We start from the raw sequence: 25,644 nt of genomic DNA, 5'->3' as shown, positions 1-25,644 counted from the left end.
ATTATATGAAGAAAAATATTGTAATAATAGCTGGACCTACAGCGTCTGGTAAAACTGCAATAGGGATTGAAGTTGCTAAAAGAATAAATGGTGAAGTAGTATCTGCTGATTCTATGCAAATATACAAATATATGGACATAGGTTCTGCAAAACCTACTAAGGAAGAAATGCAAGGTATACCTCATCATATGATTGATATTATTGATCCTAAGCAAGAATTTAGTGTTGCTTTATATAGAGAAATGGCTGTAAAATGTATAGATGACATTATAGACAGAGGTAAGGTACCTATAGTGGTTGGAGGCACAGGACTTTATATAAATTCATTAACTTATCCATTAGATTTTACTGAAACTGCTAAAGATGAAGAATATAGAAAGTATCTTCAAAAGTTAGCAGAGGAAAAAGGTAATAAATATGTTCACGAAATGCTAAAAGAAGTGGATCCTGAATCTTATGAAAGGCTTCATGTTAATGATTTAAAGAGAATAATAAGAGCTTTAGAAGTTTATAAAAATACAGGAAAACCTATATCTGAATTTCAAAAAGAATCTAAAAAGAAAGAGATTGATTATAATATAGCATATATAGGACTTATAATGGATAGGGAAAAATTATATGAAAGAATTAATAAAAGAGTAGATAAAATGTTTGAGCAGGGACTTATTGAAGAAGTTAAGAGATTAAAGGAAATGGGTTATACAAGGGATATGATTTCTATGCAAGGAATAGGTTATAAAGAAGTATTTGATTATCTTGATGGATATTTGACTTTAGATGAAGTTAAAGATATAATAAAACAAAATACTAGAAGGTATGCCAAAAGACAATTAACATGGTTTAGAAGGGAGGATAGGATACGCTGGTTTAATTTGGATGAATATAATAACATTGATGAAGTTGTTGATGATATTATTAAATACATAGAAGGAAAATTTAAAAAAATATAGAATAAAATTAATAAATATATTATGTTTGGAGGATGATGATATGGCAAAAAATGCAAATAATTTACAAGATATTTTCTTAAATGGAGCTAGAAAAAATAAAATTCCAGTGACTATTTACTTGGTTTCAGGAGTTCAATTAAAGGGTAATGTTAAAGGATTTGATAGTTTTACAGTTATATTAGAATCAGAAGGAAAACAAATGTTAGTTTATAAACACGCAATTTCTACAATAGTTCCTTCAAAACCTGTTCTTTATGTTAACAATAATGCTAATAAAGAAGAAAATAAAGAAAGCAATCAATAAAAAAACTCGCTTTAAGCGAGTTTTTTTATTGAAATATAAGAAATGTTTTTTAGGAGGTATAAAATGTTAGAAGCAACAAAAAAACTATTAATTGAAAAATATAATTTTAGTCCTAAAGTTATTGAACTTGCTGAAAAAGCTTTGCAAGATATAGAAAAGTATTTTAAAGAAATAGATGAAGTTAAAGAATATAATCAAATAAAAGTTTTAAAAGCAATGCAAGATGAAAAGTTATCTGAAGCTCATTTTACATTTTCAACGGGTTATGGATATGGTGATATAGGTAGAGATACTTTAGATAGAGTTTATGCTAAAGTTTTTAATTGTGAAGATGCATTGGTAAGGCCTCATATAGTATCAGGAACGCACGCCATTACAATTGCTTTATTTGGAAATTTAAAACCTAATGATACTTTATTGTCAATAACAGGAAAACCATATGATACTTTATTGCAGGTAATTGGAATAGAAGGTTCTAATATGGGGTCTTTAATAGAATATGGGGTTAACTATAAACAAGTTGATTTATTAAGCGATGGGAAGATAAATCTTGAAGAAGTAGAAAAAGTAGTAAAAAGCGATCCTACTATAAAGATGGTAGCTATACAACGTTCAACAGGATACGCTTGGAGACCATCTCTTCAAATTAAGGATATTGAAGAAGCTATAAAAGTTGTAAAATCGATTAATAAGGATATTATTTGTTTTGTAGATAATTGTTATGGTGAATTTATAGATACTAAAGAACCTACGGATGTTGGTGCGGATTTAATTGCAGGATCTTTAATTAAAAATATTGGAGGAGGTATTGCTCCTACAGGAGGATATGTTGCTGGTAAAAAGGTTTATGTTGAAAATGCAGCATATAGACTTACAGCTCCAGGAATAGGACGTGAATGTGGCTCAACTTTTGGAGTTATAAGACAGATGTTTCAAGGACTTTTCTTAGCTCCTCATATTACTGCTGAAGCATTAAAATCTGCTATTTTTACTTCAAGACTTTTAGAAATTGCAGGATTTGAAGTTTCACCTAAGTATTATGAAAAAAGAAGCGATATTATACAAGCTATAAAGTTTAATGATAGAGAAAAATTAATAAAATTTATAAAAGGAATCCAAAAAGGTTCACCAGTAGATTCTTTTGTAGATTGTGAACCTTGGGATATGCCAGGATATACTGATCAGGTTATTATGGCTGCAGGTGCTTTTATCCAAGGTTCATCTATAGAGTTAAGCGCTGATGCTCCTATACGACCTCCTTATATTGCTTATGTTCAAGGAGGGTTAACTTTTGAACATGCTAAAGTAGGGATTTTAAAAGGATTATCAAATATATTAGATGGGTAAAAATTTTACCCATCTTTTTAATTTTTTAAAAGATTTTTTAAAAATAGCATGTAGAATTTTTAAAGCAAAGTAAATATAATTTATTTTTTTGGATGAACCATTATTAAACTAAGGGAGGTGGTAAGCGTGGAAGTAATGCTTGTGTTTGTTTACAAACTGCTAGATGTAGCATTTTCTACAGCAAAAAATGTATTTATGATTAAAGGTAAGTATACATTAGCTGGTATAGTTAATGCATTATCACAGTTAATATTTGTATTTATAGTAAAAAGCATAACAGCTAATAATGATTATTTAATTTTGCTTGTATTATGTTTAGCAACTTTTATGGGAACATATATACCTAGTATTGTTATAGATAAATACTCAAAAGAAAAAGTTTATGTATTTGATATAACAGCAAGCAATTTTGAAAAAGGAAAAGAATATGCAGATTTTCTTAAAGAATCTAATATACCTGTTATGACTTATGTAGGATATAAGAATTTTAAGAAAGTATTGTGCATAAAAGCTTATTCAAGAACTAAAGAAGAATCAAAATTAATTGAAGATACAATGCCAGAAGACTTTAAGTATGTCGTAGTAGAATCTAATATAATTGCAGAAAAATAATTAGCCCCTTCTTTATTTGTAATAAAAAGAGGGGCTAATAGTTTTTAATATTTTCTTATTAAACCTCTTACTTTGCCTAATATTTTACATTCCTTTACTATAATAGGTTTCATATTTGAGTTTTCAGGTTGTAACCTTATATGTTCATTTTCTTTATAAAAAGTTTTAACAGTTGCATTATCATCAACAAGAGCTACAACGATATCCCCATTTTGAGCAGTTGGTTGTTTTTCAACTATTAGAAAATCACCATCGTATATTCCTTTTTCTATCATACTATCTCCTTTTACTTTTAATATAAAAGCATCGTTATTTAGCTTAATAAAATCTATAGGAATAGGTAAAACATCTTCTATATTTTCAACTGCAAATATAGGTTGTCCTGCAGCTACTTTACCTACAATAGGAATACTAATTAAATCCTTTTTATAAGCATTATTTATAATTTCTATTGCTCTAGGTTTATTTGGGTTACGTTTTATTAGTCCGTTTTTTTCTAGTTTTTCTAGATAATTATGAACAGTTGATGTAGACTTTAAACCAACAGCTTTGCAAATTTCTCTTACAGATGGAGGATAGCCTTTTGAAATGATTTCTTTTTTAATAAATTCCAGTATCTCTTGCTGTTTATCTTTGTTGGATGACATTTTCTACACCCCTTAAAAATTTTCTAATTTTATTATATCACATTTAAACTAAAATCACAAACTTATGTTCGATATTATAAGTTATTTGTCTTGAGTCGATATAATTCAAATGATATAATAAAATTCATGATAATTATTAAATATAAAAAGGAGTGTTAATCATATGCAATATTGTATTTTTAACCAAAATAAAATATGTGATAATTGTAGTGATTGTAATATTTGTGATATTGAAAAAAACAAAATATGTAATAGCTGCGGAAAATGTTTAGAGATATCTTCAGATTATAAAGAAGTTAGAATTGATGGTATTCTTTTTGATGAATCAGAACTTGATGACTATATTTTTGATGATGAAGTATTAGAAGTAGAGCAAAATGATAAAGAAGAAAATGTTGTTTATATTGAGGATATTCCAGAATTAAGAGAGAAATATTATAAAGAATTAGAGGAGTTTTTTAAAGAGAGAGAAGAATAACCCTTTTGGGTTATTCTTCCGATAGTGGATTTGATTTTATAGCGTCTCTTAAGATTTCATCGTCGATGTGGGTATATATTTGGGTTGTTGATACACTTTCATGTCCTAATATATGTTGAAGAGCACGTATATCAACCTTTCCATATTTATACATTAATGTTGCTGCGGTATGTCTTAATTTATGAGGAGTATACTTATTATCTAGTAAACCTGCATTTATAACGTATTTTTTCACTAATTTTTCAACTGTTCTTTTATCAATTCGTTTTTTTCTTTCACTTAGAAATAGCGCATCTTTGTCGATAACTCCATCTTTAGGTCTTACTGCTAGATATGCATTAATAGCTTTTATACAAGCTTTATTCAGGTAAACTGTTCGTTCTTTATTTCCTTTGCCTATTACGGTAAGCGTATCTCCTTTTATTTTGCTTATATCAATGTTTACTAGTTCAGATAAACGAAGACCACAGTTTAAAAATAGGGTAATAATTGCATAATCTCTTTCTTTGTTTCGGCCTTTTATAGATTCAAGCAATTTTTTGCTTTGTTCTAGGGTGAGATAAACAGGATGTCGTTTGTTTATTTTTGGTGATTCTAATTCTCTAGCAGGATTTTCTTTTATTATTTTTGCTTTAGTTTCTAAATAATTAAAAAAAGATCTAATAGCAGCAATTTTACGAGCTCTGGCATAGTTGCTGTTTTTTCTTTTTATAGATACATAATTTATAAAAGAATATATATCATTTAAAGTAATGCTTTTTATTATGTCTTCATTTATGTCAGAAATATCTACATCTTCAACCTCGTTTTTTAGGTTATGTTTTATTTTTTTTATGTATTTTAAAAATAATCTAAGATCAACTTTGTAACCAGAAATAGTATTTAAAGATTTACCTTTTACAGTATAAAGATATCCTAAAAAATCATTTAATATATAAGGTAAACTTTCGTCAAATAAAATTTCCAAGTTGTTTTTATCCATTAGCACTCCCCCATTTTCAAAATAATAAATTCTACTAAATATCAATTTAGCGAAATGTTTTTAGTTATTTTCAAATTATTTTTTTCTTTTATTTAAGTTCATCAAAAGAATAAGACAAAAGACGATATAAATAAGAGATACTATCAACATAAGCAAATACCTCAAAAATTTCATAAATATCACCTTATATTTTTTATATCTAGATTTTTTTTATATGTATTGACTACACATTCAATAATAGAACTTCTAAAAGCTTTTTCTTCTAAGGTTCTTATACCTTCAATTGTTGTTCCAGATGGAGATGTTACCATATCCCTTAATTCTGCAGGATGTTTTGAGGTTTCTAAAAGCAATTTAGCACTGCCTATAATCATTGTGGAAATTGCTTCATAAGCTTCTTTTTTTGGTATACCAAGTAATAGTGCTGCATCTGCCATAGCTTCAATAAATAAATATACAAATGCAGGGCCGCTGCCTGTTATAGAAGAATATGCATTCATAAGGTCTTCATTAATTTCTTTGACTGTGCCAATGTTTTTTAGTAAATTGATAATAATGTTTTTTTCTTCTATTGATAATTTATTATTATAAGATATAGTTATAAAACCTTGTTTTATTAAAGCTGGAGTATTGGGCATTATTCTTACAATTTTTTTATTGCCTATGATTTCTTCTGCTTGTTTAATTGTATAGCCAGCAGCCATGATGATTATAATTTTGTCATATGTTAAGTGATCTTTTATAGCTTGTAATACTTCATTATACAAATGAGGTTTTATTGCAAGGAATATGTATTTACTTTTGTTTACAACTTCAATATTATTGCTACAAATGTTTATTTTTGAATTTGTATTTAATATTTTTTCTTTATGATGATCATAGGCATACATGTTTTTAGGATCAATACCGGAATCTATAATGCCTTTTATTATTGCGCTTCCCATATTACCGCATCCTATAAAACCTAACACTTTATAACCCCTCCTTATTTTTATTCTACTTATTATTTTAGGTTAAAGTGTTTATTAACACAAGTGAATAAAAATGTGTATAAGAATGAAATTTTCTAAGAATTAATTTTCTTATTAAATAATTATTTTCGACATATCATTTGAAAATAAATGTCAAGTTACAAATTACTAAAATTTGTTAATAAAACAGGAAATCTGTAATATTAATTTTCGACTAATTTTGTCTTTAAATAAATGTATGTTAAAAAAATAACAAAATAATATAAATAACTTGCTGCTTTTTAAAAAGCAGCAAGTACTAAACATTTATTTCTACTTTAATTTCTTCGATAGGATTTATATTTAATACTGGCTCAACTATTTCTTTTAAAAATTCCTCAACTTGTTCTTTACATCTTCCAATATAATTTTGAGGATTTAAAGTAGAAAGTATTTCTTCTTTGCTAAGATTAAAAGCTTCATCATTAGCAATTCTAATAATTAAATCATTAGCACATCCATATTCCTTGATCATTTTTGCAGCTTCCATTGAATGAACTCTTATTTTTTCATGTAATTCTTGTCTATCTCCACCTTTTTTTACTGCTTCCATTAATATATTTTCTGTTGCCATAAAAGGAAGTTCTTCTTTTACTCTTTTTTCTATAACTTTTTTATATACAACTAAATTTTCTGAGATATTTATATACAAATTTAGTATAGCATCTACAGCTAAAAATGATTCTGAAATTACAATTCTTTTATTAGCAGAATCATCTAAAGTACGTTCAAACCATTGAGTAGATGCGGTTATTAAAGGATTTAATACATTTACGATAACATAACGTGATAATGCAGATATTCTTTCACTTCTCATAGGATTTCTTTTATATGGCATAGCAGATGAGCCTATTTGAGTAGTTTCAAAAGGTTCTTCAATTTCTTTGAAACTTTGAAGGATTCTTATATCATTGCTAAATTTATATGCACTTTGAGCAATGTATGAAAGACAACTTAAAACTATTGCATCTTGTTTGCGAGGATATGTTTGTCCTGTAATTTTAAAATATTTATCCTTGAATCCTAATTTTTCGCAAACTAACTCATCAAGTTTTTTTACTTTTTCATGATCTCCATCAAAAAGTTTTAAAAAACTTGCTTGTGTTCCGGTTGTTCCTTTAACACCTAGAAGTTTTAAAGAATTTATACAATTATCTAAGTTTTCTAAATCGATAATAAGATCTTGAATCCAAAGACAAGCTCTTTTACCAACAGTAGTTAATTGAGCAGGTTGCAAATGTGTATATGCTAAAGTTGGAAGATCTTTATATTTATCTGCAAACTTACTTAAATTTTTTATAACTTTTAAGATTTTTTTTCTTACGATTTTTAAAGCTTCCTTCATAATTATTACATCTGTATTATCAACTACATAGCAACTTGTAGCTCCTAAATGTATAATTGGTTTAGCTTTTGGACATTGTATTCCATAAGCATAAATATGTGACATAACATCATGCCTTGTTTTTTTCTCTTGTTCAATAGCTATCTCATAATTAATATCATATATATGATCTTTTAATTCTTTTATTTGTTCATCTGTAATATTTAACCCTAATTCTTTTTCAGCTTCAGCTAAAGCTACCCATAATTTACGCCAAGTTGTAAATTTAAACTCATCAGAAAAAAGATATGACATTTCTTTTGAAGCATAACGCGTAACTAAAGGACTTTGGTATTCGTTATACATTTAATCAACTCCTTTATGTTTTTGATAACTAAATTATAAATTATGTCGTTTTAACATGCAACAAAAAACATACAGAATAGGGGAAATCCCCTATTCTTTATTGTTTTAAAAAGTTTTCTATTCTATTTAATCCTTCAACTATATTTTCCATTGATGTAGCGTAAGATAAACGAATAAAATCATCATCTCCAAATCCTTTACCAGGTATAGCAGCTACTTTAGCATATTCTAATAAAGCATTACAAAAGTCTATGGAATTATTTATAACATAACCTTTTATATTTTTTCCTTTTACTTTACTTATATTTACCATTACGTAAAAAGCACCAGCTGGTTTTCTACAAGATAAACCTTCTATAGAATTGATTTTATCTACCATGTAGTTTCTTCTCTTTTCAAATTCTTTTTTCATTTCTTCAACAGCATCTTGTGAGCCTTTTATTGCTTCTATACTAGCATATTGAGCAATTGTGTTAGGATTGGAAGTTTGATGGCTTTGTAGGTTGGACATCAACTTTGCAATTTCTTTATTTGATGCAGTATATCCAATACGCCAACCTGTCATAGAGTATGCCTTAGAAACTCCGTTAATTACTATAGTTCGTTCTTTGATTTCATTTCCTAAAGAAGCTATACTAACATGTTTTTTATTATCATATACTAATTTTTCGTATATTTCATCAGATATGATAAGTAAATCATACTTAATAGCTAATTCAGCAATATATTCAAGTTCTTTTATATCATAGACTGTTCCTGTAGGATTATTAGGGCTATTTAATATAATGGCTTTTGTTTTATTTGAAATAGCAGATTCAAGAGCTTCTTTAGTATATTTAAAATCATTTTCTTCTGATGTTTTTACATATACTGGTTTTGCATCAACTAATTTTACAAGCTCAGGGTAGCTAACCCAAAATGGAATTGGAACAATGACTTCGTCTCCGGGATTACATATAGCTTGCAATGCATTATAAATGGAATGTTTTGCACCATTTGAGATTACTATTTGAGATGGATCGTAATGTAAACCATTTTCTTCTTTTAATTTGTTACAAATTGCTTGTTTTAATTCAAGAATACCTGAAGCAGCAGTATATCGGGTTAATCCTTTTTTTATAGCTTCGATTGCAGCATTTTGAATGTTTATTGGTGTATTAAAATCTGGTTCACCTGCACCAAAACTTATAACATCAATACCTTCTTCTTTCATTTTTTTAGCCTTTGCTGTTATTTCTAGAGTTACCGATGAACTTATTTCTTTTGCTTTTTTTGATAATTCCATTTAATATTTCCCCCTTATTTTTTATAAATTTCATTCAATGTATTTTTAATTATTTCTAAAGATTCATCTAACATAGGTTTATAAATTGTTTTAATTTTTTCATAATGTTTTATACCATTATCAGTTATTCTATAAATTCTTTTTGTTTTTTTATCAGGTTCTTCCCACCAACCTTCTATTAGTAAATTTTCTTCCATGTTTCTAAGAAGAGGATACATTAATCCAGGACTAGGTTTCCAACTGTAATTTAAACATTTTTCTATTCGTTCAATTAATTCATTACCATAATGCTCTTTTTCAATAAGGAAGTGTAAAATGAATAACTTAACTAATGATGTAATATTTACTTTACTAATTAATTGTCTATTTCTAATACTACCATCTTTCATAAAGTCACCTCATGAAAGAATAATTTTTTATTTATTTTAAATATAGCATTTAATTTTGCAAATGTCTACATATTTTTGAAAGAAATCTTTCACATTCAAATTAAACATAATATATATTATGTAAACAAAAGTACATAAACAAAAGGACTGCAATGCAGCCCTTTTGTATTAATGTAAAATTATCTTGGTTGAACAATAAATTTAATTGCTGTTCTTTCTTCACCTTCAATTATAATATCAGTAAAAGCAGGAATACAAACTAAGTCAATTCCGCTTGGAGCAACAAAGCCTCTGGCTATAGCAATAGCTTTAACTGCCTGATTAATTGCTCCTGCACCAATTGCTTGAATTTCTGCAGAACCTTTTTCTCTGATAACACCAGCTAGAGCACCTGCAACTGAATTTGGATTTGATTTTGCTGAAACCTTTAATACTTCCATTATAATACCTCCTTGAAAGCTATTATTTTATCTAATTATATTAATTCTACGCAAATATAGAAATTCCTTCTAAAAAATAAAAAAACCCCAAAAATTTTGGGGTTTATTTTGCGTATTCAATCGCTCTTACTTCACGGATAACATTTACTTTTATTTGTCCCGGATATTCTAATTCGTTTTCTATTTTCTTTACAATTTCTCTTGCCATGTGAACTATATCATCATCGCTAACCTGCTCAGGTTTAACTATAATTCTAACTTCACGTCCAGCTTGTATAGCATATGATTTTTCAACACCTTCAAATGAATCAGCTATCTCTTCTAATTTTTCTAATCTTTTAATGTATGCTTCAAGTGTTTCTCTTCTTGCACCTGGTCTTGCTGCAGAAATTGCATCTGCAGCTTGAACTAATATAGCTTCAATTGACATAGGTTCAACATCGCCATGATGTGCAGCAATAGCATTAACAACAATAGGTGATTCGTTATATTTCTTGGCTAGTTCACTTCCTAATAACGCATGAGGTCCTTCTGCTTCATGATCAACTGCTTTACCAATGTCATGAAGAAGTCCAGCACGTTTAGCTAAATTAACATCAGCTCCAAGTTCAGCAGCCATAAGTCCTGCTAAATAAGCAACTTCCATGGAATGTTTTAAAACATTTTGACCATAACTTGTTCTATATTTTAATCTACCTATAAGTCTTATTAATTCACTATGAAGCCCATGAACCCCTGTTTCAAAAGCGGCATGCTCTCCTTGTTCTCTAATTTCATTTTCAATTTCTCTTTTAGCTTTTTCAACCATTTCTTCAATTCTTGCAGGATGTATTCTTCCATCTGCAATTAATTTTTCTAGGGCAAGTCTTGCAATTTCACGTCTAATTGGATCAAATCCTGAAAGTATAACGGCTTCAGGAGTATCGTCTATTATAAGGTCGATACCTGTTAGAGTTTCTAATGTTCTAATATTTCTACCTTCTCTTCCTATTATTCTACCCTTCATTTCATCATTAGGGAGATTTACAACTGATACAGTTATTTCTGCAGCATGATCAGCTGCACATCTTTGTATAGCACAAGAGATTATTTCTCTTGCCCTTTTATCTGCTTCTTCTTTTGCTTTTGTTTCTATTTCTTTTATTAACATAGCTGCTTCATGTTTTACTTCTTGTTCGACATTTTTCAATATTATTTGTTTAGCTTCTTCTGAAGTGAGTCCTGCAATTTTTTCCAATTCTTCTCGTTGTTTTTTATATAATTCTTCAATTTCATTTTGTAGTTGTTCTATTTCTTGTTGTTTTTTATTTAAGTTTTCTTCTCGAATTTCAAGAGCTTCAACTTTTTTATCTAAAGTTTCTTCTCTTAATAATAATCTTCTTTCCATTCGTTGAAGTTCGTTTCTTCTTTCTCTCAATTCACGTTCAAATTCGCTTCTAAGTTTGTGTACTTCTTCACGAGCTTCAATAACTGCCTCTTTTTTCTTTGATTCTGCTTCTTTTTCTGCTTCTGAAATTATCCTTTTGGCTTCTTCCTCTGCACTTTTTATTTTGCTTTCGGCGATGTTTTTTCTGACTATATAACCAGCTAGAAAAGATATTACTCCAACTGTTGGTATTAATATTATTGTAACTATGGTTTGAATAATTACACCTCCCTTGTTATATTTTTGTAAATTTATAGTTGATTAAAGTATTATTCTTTTTTGAAGAGTTATTACGTGCTAACTTCTTCATGACTTATTTAGGAAATACCTACCAAATGTAATTATATCATAATAGAACAAGTTTATGCAATAAAAAGCACTTTTATATTGATTTTACTACAATAACAAAAAAAATTCTATATAGTAAGATTAAAAAATTAATAAATATTAAAAAATTAATAAATATATCCTTTAATTTTTTCTACATGACTAATACCATCGTTTAATACTACTCTATATACAATATCTCCACTTTCTAATATATGAGAATTATGAGTTACAATTATTATTTGCCTATTAAACATCATGGAAACATTTTTTAAAAAATCAGCTACATTAACTATATAATCATCACTAACATGTTTAGCAGGTTCATCTAATATTAATGGTCCTTCTATTTTAGGGGTATGTATTTCCATCATTGCTATTCTAATAGCTAGAGAAATTATATCTACTACTCCTCCCCCTCTTGCTTCGCAAGGTTTTGTAATTATTTTCTTCCCATTTTGTTCTGATATTACATAAAATTCAGCATCTATTTTATCACCCTTTTCTTTTAACTCTATATAAAATTTTATTTTTGAATCAAATATATATTGTAAACATTGAGTTATAAGGTATTCAAGTTGTTTCTTAGATTGTTCCCTAGCAAACTGTGAAGTTTTTTGTAAAAGAATTTTTACTTTTTTTAGTTTGTCTAATTCAAATTCTAGTTTCTCTAATTCTTCTTCTTCTGTTTTTAAATCATTTTTTAAATTTTCCATTATGCCTTTCTTAATGTAATATTCTTTGAATTCTAAATTTAATTGATGCTCTAACTCTTTTAAAATTTCATCATACATTAATATATCACCCTTATTTGTTATTATATAATATGTTGTCTGGAGGAAGTGCTTTCTCAATTTCTTCAATGAGATATAAAATTTCTGATTCTAGCCTTTTTATTTCTTTATCTAAATCATTGGGATTAATCCCCATATCTTCCAATTGCTTTATTATTTCTTCTTTTTGCTTTTGTAGAGTTTCTAATCTAGCCTCTGCTTTAATTTTAATATTTTTTGCCTTTTCTATCTTTTCTTTAAGTTGTTGTATTTTTTCTTCATAACTATTCATTAGAACCAACTCCTCTTAATTCATTTATTATATATTCAATTACATTATCTTGTATTTTTGATAAGCAAACTGGACATCTGCCAAGTTTTTTAAGATTATTTGCATATTCATTTATTAAAAAGTCTAGTTCACTGTTGATGTTAGTAACTTGTTTTTTATATTCATTTAATTGTAAATTAATACTCTTAAATTTATTAAGTATTTCTGATATTTTGTTATATTTTACTAATATATAATTTAAATTTTCTAATAATAACATAGCTTTGTTGACTTCATTAAAGTTTTTTGTGAAATCTTGTCCTACTAAAATACGATTACTTATTTCTTTATATTCTTTAAGTTTAGCTTTAAGCTGTAATAGCATAGTATGTTTTTTTTCCAGATCGTAATAATTTTGATGAATTTTTTCTAAATTTGATAAAGAATCAACTAATTTTTTAAGAGAATTTAAATTTTTAATTACATCATCATATTTTTCTTTAAATTCTTTTAAAGAAATAAGTGTTTTTATTGATAAAGTAAGCTTTTTATAATAATCTTCAATTTTATCAATATTTTTTGTTTGGCTGAATAATTTATTTGTATTAATAAGTTCCTCATTTATTTTGAAAATTCTTAAATGATAATTATTTATTAAGTTATAATCTTTAATTTTAGTATCCAAGTTTAATAAATCATACTCTGCTCTATTAATATTTGTAAATTGTGATAGGGTTTGTTCCAATTCTAATGTTTCTTTATAAAGGTTATCTAAGTTAGTTTTCAGTTCCATTAATTTTTTTAATTTTTCATTGTATGATTTTATTTTATTAATTTTTTCTTCCTTGTTTTTTAGATAATCTAATAATAAGTTTAAATTTTCAAATTCATTTAACTTTAATTTTAGTTCATTTATTTTATCTAATCTTTGTTTTTTTTGATTTTCTATGTTTAATATATCTTTGTCTACTAACTTAATTGCTGTATCAACATAATGGACACCTACTAACTTTCCTATTGCTTTGGCTTTTATAGGTCCTGATTTGCTTAACATAAAAGGAGCATCTAATTGTTCAGAAATGTTTATACTTTCTATTGAAGAAGGATCTATATAAATTTTTCTTATTCCATGTTCTTTTAAAACTTCAGGAGGAATATCATTACCAAATCCTTCAAATCTAGTTTCTTCTCCGTTAGGATATGTTATTATGTATGTATTTTTATTCTTATATTTTTTTCTAGTGATTTTTATATCATTATCTAACGTAATTGAAACTCTGCATGTATTTTCTCCTTGTCTTATAAAGTCACTTCCTTTTGGTTCATTGTATAATACCCATTTTAAAGCTCTTATAATAGCTGTTTTTCCATTATCTGATGGTCCTGTAATAATGTTTAAGCCATTTATAAAATCTATTTTGGTATACTTATGAGATTGAAAGTTTTCTATTTCTATACTTTTTATATACCTCATTCTAAATTCACTTCCTCTTTAGAAATTAAATCTTGAGCCAATGCTATTTTATTTAATGCTTCATTTTTTATGATTTCACTAATATTTTCATGTTTAGCTATTTCTGAAATTATATTTTCTAATTTCATTAATTCAAAATTTCCATATGAGGTAATTTGATGAACAAATTTATTAAACAAAATATTTTTGTTATGTTCTATAATAAGTTTTTCTCTATCTAATACATTTTCACCAATTTGTGCGCATTTTAGTGGTCTTATTTCTGTATTTATATGTGAATCTATATCTATTATAACATATGAAGGAATTCTTCTAATTTCAGATAATGCATTACTAATTCTTGAGATTGCTCCTGGATTTATAAAATATTTATTACAATAATTTTTTATACCAAACCCATTATGATAATGCCCAGCTAAAGTTACATCTGCAGCTGTAAATGGTGCTATATCATCAATTAGTGTATAATTAACCTCATTATTAAAGGGTTTTTCTAATAAAAAACCATGAACTACGTGTATGGCGTAATCTGCAAATTTTTTATTTACTATGTAAGCCGACTTATCTTTTCCATCAACATTGTAATAGTAATTGCTACCTGTTACTTGAATACTTTTTCCATTATTTGTATAAAATATTTTAGGTTGGTGATCTAAAAATTCTACTATTTTAAGTTCTTCAAGTAGTCCTAAAATTGTTCTATTAACTGAATTTGGATTTTGTCCATAAACGTCATGATTACCAATTACGCACAAAATGGGAGTTGGAAAATTTTTTATAATTTTAATAAAATCTTTAACAACTGATATAGAAACATCAGGGCGGTCAAATAAATCTCCACCAAATAAGACTTTATCAATGTTTTCATTTATAGAAATTTCAACTAACTCGTTTAATTTTGCCTTTAATGTTTCAACAAAATTATCTTTTCTTGATCTTGGATTATTTCCTCTTATATGCAAGTCTGTAAAAAATAAAAATCTCATAATTAATCACCATCGTTTTCTTTTATTACTTCTTTTAAAACTTGTAATATTATATCATTATCATAACCTTTGTATGCAAGGTAATTGTAAAGTCTTAATTTTACGTTTTGCTTGTCTTTGATTTTGGCGTATTTCTTTAATGCAATGTTTTTAGCATTTTCTAGTAAAGTTTCTTGTTGTACTTCTATATGTAAATTATCAAAGTTTATACCTTTAGAATTTAATCCATATGATATTCTTCTTTTACCCAACTTTTTAGACAAACAATGATTTATATATTTTTTAGCATACTCGTAATCGTTAATAAAATTATAATGTTTTAATTTGCTTATAGTGTTTTCTATGCAAAGATTCGAAAACCCTTTTTTAGTTAATTTTTTTCTTATTTCACTTTCAGTGTATTCTTTATAAGCTAACAAGTTTAATGCATAATTATATGATAATTTTAATTCTGTTTCTTTAGCTATATTATTTATTTCTTCATCTGAAAGTTCTTTTCCTTCCTTAAGATTAAATTTTATTATTTCTTCTAGAGTAACTTTTAAATATTTTTCATTACAAAAATATACAAAATAAAATTTATCACTTTTAGATTTAATTATACTTGTGATTTTCATTTATAGTCACCCCAAAAAAGACATCCCTTAAGGGATGTCTTTTTATTGATTTTCTTCTACTTTAGGTTGAAGAATAGGTAAATTAAATTTTTCTCTAATTTTATTTTCAATTTCTAATGCCAAGCTTGGATTTTCTTTTAAGTATTGTTTTGCATTTTCTCTTCCTTGACCTAACTTAATATCTTTGTAAGAAAACCATGATCCGCTTTTTTGGATAATATCACAATTAACACCAACATCTAATATATTACCTTCTCTTGATATACCTTCCCCATACATAATATCAAATTCAGCTTGTTTAAATGGAGGAGCAACCTTGTTTTTTACTACTTTAACTCTTGTTCTACTGCCAGTTATATCTTCACCTTGTTTTATTCCATCTACTTTTCTAACATCTAATCTAACTGACGCATAAAATTTTAAAGCTCTTCCGCCTGGAGTTGTTTCAGGGTTACCAAACATAACACCTACTTTTTCTCTTAATTGGTTTATGAAAATTGCTACGCATCTAGATTTATTTATTGCACCAGCTAGCTTCCTTAATGCTTGAGACATTAATCTTGCTTGTAATCCTACGTAAGAATCTCCCATTTCTCCTTCAATTTCTGCTTTTGGAACTAATGCAGCAACGGAATCTATAACAATTACATCTATTGCTCCTGACCTTACAAGTGCTTCAGCTATTTCTAATGCTTGTTCTCCTGTATCAGGTTGTGAAACTATTAGATTATCTATATCAACACCAAGTTTTTGGGCATAAACTGGATCTAAAGCATGTTCTGCATCTATAAAAGCTGCTGCTCCTCCTAATTTTTGTGCTTCAGCGATAATATGAAGTGCAACTGTTGTTTTACCTGAGGATTCTGGACCGAATATTTCAACAATTCTTCCTCTAGGTACTCCACCTATTCCTAGTGCAATATCAAGATCTAATGATCCAGTTGATATTGCTTCAATATTTAGTTTTGAGTTTTCACCCAATTTCATTACTGCACCTTTTCCGAATTGTTTTTCTATTTGACTTATTGCTAATTCTAATGCTTTTAATTTTTCATTGTTCATTTTTATCTCTCCTTTTCGAACGTTTGTTCTTGATTTATTATACATTATTTTTTTGTTTGGGTCAATTCTATTCTTTGTTTTTTGTGATTTTTGTGATTTTTATCATTTATGATAATATCATTTATGTAATAAATTAAAAATAAATAAAGCCAGATCTTTTTATATCTGGCTTTTAAGACTTATAATCTAAAACATCTAAATTTTTTGTAAAATAATCAACACCTGAAATGATTGTAACTAAAATAGCTACCCACATTAAAATATTACTATAAGGTAATTCAATAAGAGCTGCTATAATAGCTATAATTTGAATAACAGTTTTAGCTTTTCCCCACTTGCTTGCAGCAATAATTTTTCCTTCAGATGCTGCCAAAGCTCTTAATCCTGTAACAGCAAATTCTCGTGCTATAATTATCATAACTGACCAAGATGCTATTTTATTTAATTCAACTAATGAAATTAATGCTGCTGTTACAATCAATTTATCCGCTAAAGGATCCATAAACTTTCCAAATTTGGTTATTTCTTTTCTTTTTCTTGCAATATAACCGTCTAATGTATCAGTTATAGCAGCAACTATAAATATAAAAGCTGCTAAGAAATTTCCATATTTAATTTTTATTGCTATAAAAAACAAAAAAACAGGAACTAAAATTATCCTTAAAATTGTCAACCTATTTGCTAGATTCATCTTCTATCTCTCCTATTAAATCATAAGTATAAGCTTCTATAATTTTTACTTTTACAAAATCTCCATTTTTGAGCTTTTTAGAAGTTTTTATAAATACGTTTTGATCAACTTCTGGTGCATCTGCATAAGTTCTGCCATAATATAATCCTTTATTATTTAATCCATCAATTATAACATCAAAAGTTTTGCCAACCATTTGTTTATTCTTAGCAAATGAAATTTTTGCTTGCTGCTTCATTAATATATCCAATCTTATTTTTTTAATTTTTTCATCTACTTGTTCCTTCATATGAAAAGCTTCTGTTCCTTCTTCAGGAGAATAAGTAAAAATCCCTACCCTTTCTAACTTATATTCATATAAAAACGCTTTAAGTTCTTCAAAATCTTTATCACTTTCTCCGGGAAATCCTACAATAATTGAAGTTCGTATAATTGCATCAGGAATTTTATTTCTAATATTTTTAATGAGACTCAATATTTGTTGTTTAGTTGTTCTTCTATTCATTTTTTTCAAAATCTTATCACTTATATGCTGAATAGGAATATCAAAATAGTGTAAAATCTTATTGCTCTCTTTTATGGTATTTATTAATTCCTCATTAATTTGCTCTGGATAACAATACATAACTCTAATCCAATGAAGTCCTTCTATTTTTTCAAGTTCATGTAAGAGTTCAGACAACATTCTTTTACCATAAATATCAATACCATACATTGTTGTATCTTGAGCTACTAATATTATTTCTTTAACTCCTTTTTTAACTAAATCCTTTGCTTCATTTATTATATCATTCATATTTTTACTTCTATATCTTCCTCTTATCTTAGGGATAATACAATAAGAACAATTATTATTACATCCTTCAGCAATCTTTAAGTATGCATAATGATTAGGAGTTGTTAACATTCTTTCTTCTTGTTCTATTTTAAAATCTAAAGGATAGATTCTTACAATTCCCTTGTTTCCTTTTAGAGTTTCTTCTACAACGTTGCATATATCTTTATAACTTCCTACTCCAACTATAGCATCAATTTCTGGCATTTCTTTAATAAGTTCTTCTTTATATCTTTGTGCCATGCATCCGGTAACAATTATAGACTTACACCTATTCTCTTTATTTTTAGCCATTTCTAATATTGTCTCTATTGACTCTAATTTTGCAGACTCAATAAAACCACAAGTATTAATAATTATTACATCTGCTTCTTCTGCTTTATTAGTAATGTTATATCCATTTTTCGAAAGTTTAGCAAGCATTATTTCTGAATCAACTCTATTTTTATCACATCCAAGAGATATAAAGCCTATACTATACATTCTAAATCCTCTCCTTGTAATTTCCTGGGTAATACTAAATATTTCCAAATCATTTCATTATTTTTTAACTAATTTTTACGTTTTTAAATTTTTATATACTATATAATATCAAAATCAATTTATTTCGACAATATTTTTTAATACAACTTACAAACATCTATAAATCATTCTTGCTAACAATAACTTGTCTGGGCTTGCTTCCTTCCTGAGGACCTATTATACCCCGCTTTTCCATTTCATCTACTAAACGTGCAGCTCTATTAAAGCCTATTCTGAAACGTCTTTGTAACATAGATGCAGATATTTGACCAAGCTCGATAGCTAACTCAATTGCTTGGGGCAACAGCTCATCTACAACACCTTCGCTACTTACTTGTCCCTTCTCTTCTGACAGTTTTTCTACTATTTTTTCATCATATTGAGTATTAAAAGTTCTTTTTAAGTATTCAACTACATTTTCTACTTCTTTTTCTGATACAAATGCTCCTTGTATTCTTATTGGCTTATTTTCACCTATAGGTAAGAATAACATATCTCCTTTACCAAGTAATTTTTCAGCTCCTGTCATATCTAATATTGTTCTTGAATCAATCTGACTTGATACAGCAAACGAAATTCTAGAAGGAATATTTGCTTTTATAACTCCAGTTATAACATCTACAGAAGGTCTTTGGGTAGCAATTACAAGATGTATACCTGCGGCTCTTGCCATTTGTGCTAATCTTGTTATAGCATCCTCTACCTCCGAAGGTGCCACCATCATCAAGTCTGCAAGCTCATCTATAACAATAACAATTTTAGGAAGTTTCTTTTCAGGAGATACTTCTGCCATAAGCTTATTATAACTCTCTAAATTTCTTACATTGTTATCTGCAAATAATTTATATCTTGACGTCATTTCAGATACTGCCCATTCAAGTGCAGAAGCAGCTTTTCGTGGATCAGTTACAACTGGAATAATAAGGTGAGGTATTCCATTATAAATTGAAAGCTCAACAACTTTTGGATCTATTAAAAGCATTTTTACATCACTAGGAGAAGACTTGTAAATTAAACTTATTATCAATGTATTTATACAAACACTTTTACCTGAACCTGTAGCCCCTGCTATTAATAAATGAGGCATTTTTGCAATATCAGCTACAATGCATTTACCACTAATGTCTTTCCCTAACGCAAATGCTAAATCTGAATTAAAATTTTGAAACTCATCTGATTCTATGACTTCTCTTAGGTATACAGGAATAACCTCTTTGTTAGGAATTTCTATTCCTATTGCTGATTTACCCGGTATAGGTGCTTCTATTCTTATGCTTGGTGCAGCTAAACTTAAAGCTATATCATCTGATAAATTAACTATTTTACTTACCTTAACCCCAACACCTGGTTGAACTTCATATCTTGTAACCGTAGGTCCTTTTGTGACCTGTATAACTTTTGCTTCAATTCCAAAATTAGCAAGTGTTTCTTCTAATAATTTAGCATTTATTAATAATTCTCTTTTATCATTATTTGTTTTAATTCTATTATCATTTAATAATTCAATTGGAGGACAAGAATAAACAATTTTATGATTATTATTATTTTCTAAAATATTAATCTTAACTTCTAATTCATTTTTATGTATTTCAGTTGCTTTAATATCCCTATTCTCGCTTACCTTTGTTTCACAACTTAATTCTATTTTTTCTAGATCTTTAAGATCACTTTTCTCTTCTTTACTATTAACATCCTTTCCTATACAAACTGAATCTACTTTTATCTTATTCTGCTTTTCTTTTAAAAAAGCTTTAATCAGTTTAAATAAAAAGTCCAATATATCCCTTATTGGCTTTTCTGTAATAAGAATTAAATATACTAAAAAAGCAGCCAAAATAATTATGTAAGTTCCCATGGTTCCAAACAAATAAAGCAATGGCATATTTAAAAATTCACAAATAATTCCTCCACCTTTTCTTTCTACACCTAATTTATAAGCTTGATATAATCTATCTTTAACTTTTAAACTTACAAACTTTGAAGAATATCTTAAGTGATTTATTAACATAAATGAATATATCATTAATATTATAGCTATAAACCTTTGTTTAATTTTTATTGCTTTTTTATTTAAAATCAAAAACACTCCAATTAATAATGACATAAAAGGCAATATATAAGCACCTATACCTAAAGCCCCAAAGAAAAAATCCAAAAATAGTCTTCCAATTATTCCAGTAGGTTTAAAAAAAATACTAATTAAAAATAAAACAGAAAATGCTAATAATATTATTCCATAAATATCATAAATAACCTGATTATTCTCAATTTTTTTTCTTGCCATGTTATCACCTCCTATATTAAATTATATAAAAACATAAACTTTTCCTTCAAAAAGTATTAAAAATTATATCACAAAAAAATAAATAAATCAAAGGCACTCATATTTGCCTTTGATTTATCATTTCTCTTAATTTTTTTATTGCTTGACTAATTCCTCCTACTTCATCAATTAACCCTTCCTCTACTGCTTGTTTGCCAATTAAAATGGTTCCTGTATCATTTAAAAGTTCATCAGTCTGAAGCATCATTTCCATAAGCCTTTCCTTTGTAATTTTTGAGTTTCTAACTATAAAACTTAATATTCTATCTTGCATCTTGCTAAAATATTCAAAAGTTTGTGGAACACCTATAACTAAACCATTCATTCTAATAGGATGAATAGTCATAGTTGCCGTAGGAGATATAAAAGAATAATTTGTAGCAACAGCAAGAGGAACACCTATACTATGTCCTCCACCTATTACTAGGGATACCGTAGGTTTAGATAAACTATTAATCATTTCAGCAATAGCTAACCCTGCTTCTACATCACCACCAACCGTATTTAAGATAACTAAAACACCTTTAATATTTGGATTTTCTTCAATAGAGACTAACTGTGGTAAAAGGTGTTCATATTTTGTTGCTTTAGTTTGTGGTGGTAATACTGTGTGACCTTCAATTTGCCCTATTATCGTAATAGTAAAAATTTCAGATGTTACATCAGGAATATTTATATTTCCTATTTCTTTTAAGTTTTCTAATTTTTCGTTTTTTTCATCAACTTCTTTATAATTTAATTTTAATGCTTGATTTTTAACTTTTTTAGAACACACATCAATCACCTCTCATTTTAATATTTTTTCCAAAAAAAAATATATAATACAAAAGGCCTTATCCTTTTAAAGGGTAAGGCCTTTCGTATTATAATTCAAAAGCTTTGTGTAATAAATTAATAGCCTTTATAGTATCTTCTTCTTTCACAAGACACCATATAGTTGAATGGGAATCTGCTGTTTGTAAAACTTTTATTCCATTTTCATTTAAAGTTTTTAATATTTTTGCCATAACACCTGGAACACCTTTCATACCATTTCCTATAACTGCAATTTTGCTACAATTATTAATAATATTAAAACGAAGATTTAACGATTTCAAAATTTCTTCAACTTTTGGTACATCTTTAGAGTCAATAGTAAATACTTTATAATTTGGAAAAACATTTATCAAATCTATACTTATTTTATTTTGCGCTAAAATATCAAAAATATCATTGTTATCTTCTCCATCATAAAATATACTGATTTGCGATCTATAAGCCATATGAGTTATACCAGTAATTATTTTATTTTTTATTTCTCTTGAAGATGTTATTATTGTTCCTGGAGCACTGGACAATGTATTCTTAATATACAAAGGAATATTTCCTCGCATAGCATATTCAACAGCTTTAGGATGTATTACCTTAGCACCCTGATCTGCAAACTGAAAAACCTCACTATAACTTATCCTATTTATAACTTTAGCATCAGGAACAATTCTAGGATCTGCAGTCATAATTCCATCTACGTCTGTATAAATTTCAATAAATTCTGCTTTTAAAGCTTCTCCTAAAATTGCTCCTGTTACATCACTTCCTCCCCTGCCTAAAGTAGTAAAATCTCCATCTTGAGTAATCCCCTGAAAGCCTGTTACAATCGGAATAAATCCTGCATATAAAACCTCCATAATTCTTTTGGTATCAACTTTTAAAACTTCAGCATTACCAAATTCATCATTAGTTATTATCCCTGCTTGCCCTCCTGTTAATACCCTTACTTTAAAACCTCTTTTTTCAAGAGTTTCTGCCATTACCACTGCTGAAATAATTTCTCCACAACATAAAAGTAAGTCAACTTCTCTTTTACTAACGCTACAATTATCATTATTTATTAAAGACAATAACGTATCTGTTGCATATGGATCTCCTTTTCTACCAATTGCTGATACTACGACTACAGGTTTATAACCTCTATCTATAGCTTCTATGATTCTATCAGCTACCATTTCTCTTCTTTGTTGAGTTGCTACAGATGTTCCTCCGAATTTTTGAACGATTATTTTCATTAACATTCCCCCTTAATCATATGACTAAATCCATAATATATTATACAACTTTTTAAGGGGAAATGTGATAAAAATTATTTTTTAAAATCAATAATCAAAGTTTTTTCTCCAATTTTTATTTTACTATTCCAAGGTATTTCTATGTAATCTTTATTTTTGAAAAATATAAACCTATCACTATCATCTATAACCAATAATTTAATTATTTCCCCAGTTTTCCTATCAAATAAAAAATCACTATCTCCTAAGTATCCATACTTATATCCATCATAAATATTGACTATTTCAAGATCCACTATTTCACTTAACCTAACCCCCATATTTTCACCCCCTTAGAATATTATATTAAAAAAAAACGGCTTATAGACCTGTCGATCCAAAGCCACCTTCTCCCCTCTCAGTGTTATCCAACTCTTCAACTTCAATTATTTCAGGAATCTCAACCTTGTTTATGATCATTTGTGCTATCCTATCTCCTCTTTTTATAATAAAAGGCTTATTACCAAAATTAATCATAATAACACCTATTTCACCTCTATAATCACTATCTATAGTTCCAGGAGTATTTACAAGAGATATACCATGCTTTAAAGCCAATCCACTCCTTGGTCTTATTTGAGCTTCATATCCTTTAGGCAAAGAAATCGCAATCCCTGTGGGTATAAGTTTTATTTCATTAGGATTTAATGTTACTTCTTCTGATACATTTGCATACAAATCAATGCCTGCTGAACCTTGAGTCATATATCGAGGTAATGGTAAATCTTTAGCATTATCCAATCGTTTTATGTATAATTTCATTGCAATCACCTATCAAATTTTTTATTTTTTCTTCATTTAAATCTCTACCTACTAATGCTGCAGATAAAAATCCATTTTTAAATACAAGATCTATAACTTCATAAAATTCATCTTTAGTTATAGACTCTATTTTATTTAGAACTTCTTTAGGCTCAAAAACTTTATTTAACATCAATTCTGATTTACCTATACTAAACATTCTACTAGATACGCTTTCTAATCCTAATATATAACTCCCCTTAAGTTGTTCTTTTGCTTTTGTTATCTGTACATCAGACATCTTATTCTTTAAAATATCTACTATTTCATGTGTAATTAACACAAGAGACTTTTCTAAATAAGCTTTATTCAAAGCAAATTGAATATTAAACATGCCCTTATTTTTATAAGCAGATGTAAAAGAATATATTGTATAAACATATCCATACTCTTCCCTTAACTTTTGAAATAATCTTGAGCTAGTACCTCCTCCAAAATAATTATTTATAGCTAATAAAGTATATAATTTATCATTTCCAAGTTCTATACCTTCTAATGTTAAAGCAACATGAACTTGTTCTATATCTTTATTTTTAACTTTTATTTCATTATTTATATTAGGATATGAATATTCTATCTGAATATTATTAACAGAATTCCAAGTCTCAAATTTTTCGCATATCAATTCTAATATTTTATCTTCATCAAAATTTCCAGTAAATGAAATAACTATATTAGAAGGGTTATAAGTTTTATTATAATAATCCAAAATAACTTCCCTACTGATACTCTTAACAGTATTTTCATAACCTAAAATAGGTAAAGCTAATGAATCATTTCCCCAAGTTGCCATAGATAATAAATCAAATACTAAATCTTCGGGAGAATCTTCATACATATTTATTTCTTCTATTATAACTCCTTTTTCTTTTTCAATATCCTCCGATGAAAATTTAGGATTAAGAATCATATCACTTAAAACTTCTATTCCTGTTTCATAATGTTCATCTAACAACTTTACATAATAACAAGTTGCCTCTTTACCAGTAAACGCATTTATCTGACCTCCTAGCTCTTCTATTTCTTCTGCAATTCTTTTAGCAGTTCTATTTTGTGTTCCTTTAAACATCATATGCTCAATAAAATGCGAAACACCATTATTGTTTTTATTTTCAAGTCTTGAGCCACTTCCAACCCAAATTCCTATAGTAATAGAATTTACGTAAGGTATTTTCTCATAAACAACTCTTATCCCATTTTTTAAAGTTAGTTTCTTTAGCATGTTCATTTCTCTCCCATATAAAAAATTTAAGCAATGATTATTATAATCAATAAAATAAATTTATTCAATAAACATATGCTACAAAAAATCAAAAAA

General features: G+C 27.5%; 27 protein-coding genes. 5 read left to right on the top strand and 22 right to left on the bottom strand.

Annotated elements, in window-relative coordinates; translation table 11 throughout:
* Positions 1–5: 5 nt before the first annotated feature.
* The 4 genes from miaA to C4R78_RS01480 all read left to right on the top strand — a co-directional run bounded on the left by miaA (position 6) and on the right by C4R78_RS01480 (position 3,213).
* Positions 6–950, top strand: coding sequence for a tRNA (adenosine(37)-N6)-dimethylallyltransferase MiaA (gene miaA, locus C4R78_RS01495; protein WP_103895326.1), 945 nt, complete (start codon positions 6–8; stop codon positions 948–950).
* Between the two features lie 40 nt (positions 951–990).
* Positions 991–1,254 carry an RNA chaperone Hfq gene (hfq, locus tag C4R78_RS01490; protein WP_103895325.1) on the top strand — a complete coding sequence of 88 codons (264 nt, stop codon included), beginning with the start codon at positions 991–993 and terminating at the stop codon, positions 1,252–1,254.
* Positions 1,255–1,317: 63 nt separating this feature from the next.
* Entirely contained in the window at positions 1,318–2,601 is a 1,284-nt protein-coding gene (locus C4R78_RS01485) for a methionine gamma-lyase family protein (protein ID WP_103895324.1), read from the top strand.
* Positions 2,602–2,727: 126 nt separating this feature from the next.
* Positions 2,728–3,213, top strand: coding sequence for a hypothetical protein (locus tag C4R78_RS01480; RefSeq protein ID WP_103895323.1), 486 nt, complete (start codon positions 2,728–2,730; stop codon positions 3,211–3,213).
* A 44-nt stretch (positions 3,214–3,257) separates the two neighbouring features.
* Here the strand turns inward: C4R78_RS01480 and lexA are convergent, their stop codons facing one another.
* On the bottom strand, positions 3,258–3,860 hold the full coding sequence (lexA, locus tag C4R78_RS01475; RefSeq protein ID WP_103895322.1) for a transcriptional repressor LexA: 603 nt from the start codon (positions 3,858–3,860) through the stop codon (positions 3,258–3,260).
* 163 nt (positions 3,861–4,023) lie between these two features.
* Here lexA and C4R78_RS01470 point away from each other — a divergent pair, with 163 nt between their 5' ends.
* Entirely contained in the window at positions 4,024–4,338 is a 315-nt protein-coding gene (locus C4R78_RS01470; RefSeq protein WP_103895321.1) for a hypothetical protein, read from the top strand.
* Between the two features lie 10 nt (positions 4,339–4,348).
* On the opposite strand, the gene C4R78_RS01465 is transcribed toward C4R78_RS01470, so the two are convergent.
* The 21 genes from C4R78_RS01465 to C4R78_RS01365 form a co-directional block, all read right to left on the bottom strand.
* A complete protein-coding gene (locus C4R78_RS01465) occupies positions 4,349–5,320 on the bottom strand; it encodes a tyrosine recombinase XerC (protein ID WP_103895320.1) in 972 nt (323 codons plus the stop codon).
* Positions 5,321–5,499: 179 nt separating this feature from the next.
* A complete protein-coding gene (gene proC, locus C4R78_RS01460; protein WP_103895319.1) occupies positions 5,500–6,291 on the bottom strand; it encodes a pyrroline-5-carboxylate reductase in 792 nt (263 codons plus the stop codon).
* Between the two features lie 298 nt (positions 6,292–6,589).
* Positions 6,590–8,020 (bottom strand): adenylosuccinate lyase, encoded by a 1,431-nt coding sequence (gene purB, locus C4R78_RS01455; protein WP_103895318.1) that lies wholly within the window; start codon positions 8,018–8,020, stop codon positions 6,590–6,592.
* 97 nt (positions 8,021–8,117) lie between these two features.
* Positions 8,118–9,305, bottom strand: coding sequence for a pyridoxal phosphate-dependent aminotransferase (locus C4R78_RS01450; RefSeq protein WP_103895317.1), 1,188 nt, complete (start codon positions 9,303–9,305; stop codon positions 8,118–8,120).
* Positions 9,306–9,319: 14 nt separating this feature from the next.
* Positions 9,320–9,694 carry a PadR family transcriptional regulator gene (locus tag C4R78_RS01445; protein WP_103895316.1) on the bottom strand — a complete coding sequence of 125 codons (375 nt, stop codon included), beginning with the start codon at positions 9,692–9,694 and terminating at the stop codon, positions 9,320–9,322.
* A 179-nt stretch (positions 9,695–9,873) separates the two neighbouring features.
* The gene (locus C4R78_RS01440; protein WP_103895315.1) at positions 9,874–10,134 is read right to left on the bottom strand and encodes a stage V sporulation protein S; all 261 of its coding nucleotides are present in this window, start codon (positions 10,132–10,134) and stop codon (positions 9,874–9,876) included.
* A gap of 103 nt (positions 10,135–10,237) precedes the next feature.
* A complete protein-coding gene (gene rny / locus C4R78_RS01435; RefSeq protein ID WP_423236628.1) occupies positions 10,238–11,761 on the bottom strand; it encodes a ribonuclease Y in 1,524 nt (507 codons plus the stop codon).
* 254 nt (positions 11,762–12,015) lie between these two features.
* Positions 12,016–12,681, bottom strand: a complete 666-nt coding sequence (locus C4R78_RS01430; RefSeq protein WP_207654258.1) for an ATPase — start codon at positions 12,679–12,681, stop codon at positions 12,016–12,018.
* A gap of 13 nt (positions 12,682–12,694) precedes the next feature.
* Positions 12,695–12,952, bottom strand: a complete 258-nt coding sequence (locus C4R78_RS01425) for a hypothetical protein (protein ID WP_103895313.1) — start codon at positions 12,950–12,952, stop codon at positions 12,695–12,697.
* Positions 12,945–14,405, bottom strand: coding sequence for an AAA family ATPase (locus C4R78_RS01420; RefSeq protein WP_103895312.1), 1,461 nt, complete (start codon positions 14,403–14,405; stop codon positions 12,945–12,947). Before C4R78_RS01420 ends, C4R78_RS01425 begins: the two co-directional genes overlap by 8 nt.
* On the bottom strand, positions 14,402–15,391 hold the full coding sequence (locus C4R78_RS01415; protein WP_103895311.1) for a metallophosphoesterase family protein: 990 nt from the start codon (positions 15,389–15,391) through the stop codon (positions 14,402–14,404). Before C4R78_RS01415 ends, C4R78_RS01420 begins: the two co-directional genes overlap by 4 nt.
* A 2-nt stretch (positions 15,392–15,393) precedes the next feature.
* A complete protein-coding gene (locus C4R78_RS01410; RefSeq protein WP_103895310.1) occupies positions 15,394–16,008 on the bottom strand; it encodes a regulatory protein RecX in 615 nt (204 codons plus the stop codon).
* Between the two features lie 42 nt (positions 16,009–16,050).
* Entirely contained in the window at positions 16,051–17,070 is a 1,020-nt protein-coding gene (gene recA / locus C4R78_RS01405) for a recombinase RecA (RefSeq protein ID WP_173689731.1), read from the bottom strand.
* Between the two features lie 172 nt (positions 17,071–17,242).
* On the bottom strand, positions 17,243–17,761 hold the full coding sequence (gene pgsA, locus C4R78_RS01400) for a CDP-diacylglycerol--glycerol-3-phosphate 3-phosphatidyltransferase (RefSeq protein ID WP_103895308.1): 519 nt from the start codon (positions 17,759–17,761) through the stop codon (positions 17,243–17,245).
* Positions 17,745–19,079 (bottom strand): 30S ribosomal protein S12 methylthiotransferase RimO, encoded by a 1,335-nt coding sequence (gene rimO / locus C4R78_RS01395; protein WP_103895307.1) that lies wholly within the window; start codon positions 19,077–19,079, stop codon positions 17,745–17,747. The genes pgsA and rimO overlap by 17 nt, the downstream gene beginning before the upstream one ends.
* Positions 19,080–19,236: 157 nt before the next feature.
* Complete coding sequence (locus C4R78_RS01390; RefSeq protein ID WP_103895306.1) at positions 19,237–21,402, bottom strand: FtsK/SpoIIIE family DNA translocase; 2,166 nt, start codon at positions 21,400–21,402, stop codon at positions 19,237–19,239.
* 97 nt (positions 21,403–21,499) lie between these two features.
* Positions 21,500–22,216, bottom strand: a complete 717-nt coding sequence (locus C4R78_RS01385) for a ClpP family protease (RefSeq protein ID WP_103895305.1) — start codon at positions 22,214–22,216, stop codon at positions 21,500–21,502.
* A gap of 88 nt (positions 22,217–22,304) precedes the next feature.
* Complete coding sequence (gene dapG, locus C4R78_RS01380; protein ID WP_103895304.1) at positions 22,305–23,486, bottom strand: aspartate kinase; 1,182 nt, start codon at positions 23,484–23,486, stop codon at positions 22,305–22,307.
* A gap of 74 nt (positions 23,487–23,560) precedes the next feature.
* A complete protein-coding gene (locus C4R78_RS01375) occupies positions 23,561–23,806 on the bottom strand; it encodes a YlmC/YmxH family sporulation protein (protein WP_103895303.1) in 246 nt (81 codons plus the stop codon).
* A 40-nt stretch (positions 23,807–23,846) separates the two neighbouring features.
* Complete coding sequence (gene dut / locus C4R78_RS01370; protein ID WP_103895302.1) at positions 23,847–24,287, bottom strand: dUTP diphosphatase; 441 nt, start codon at positions 24,285–24,287, stop codon at positions 23,847–23,849.
* Positions 24,259–25,548 carry a M16 family metallopeptidase gene (locus C4R78_RS01365; RefSeq protein WP_103895301.1) on the bottom strand — a complete coding sequence of 430 codons (1,290 nt, stop codon included), beginning with the start codon at positions 25,546–25,548 and terminating at the stop codon, positions 24,259–24,261. The genes dut and C4R78_RS01365 overlap by 29 nt, the downstream gene beginning before the upstream one ends.
* Positions 25,549–25,644 lie beyond the last annotated feature (96 nt).

The organism is Caloramator fervidus (assembly GCF_900108045.1).
GTDB classification, from domain to species: domain Bacteria; phylum Bacillota; class Clostridia; order Clostridiales; family Caloramatoraceae; genus Caloramator; species Caloramator fervidus.
Note: the sequence above shows the minus strand (reverse complement) of the source record. Positions and strands in the feature narration are given on the sequence as shown.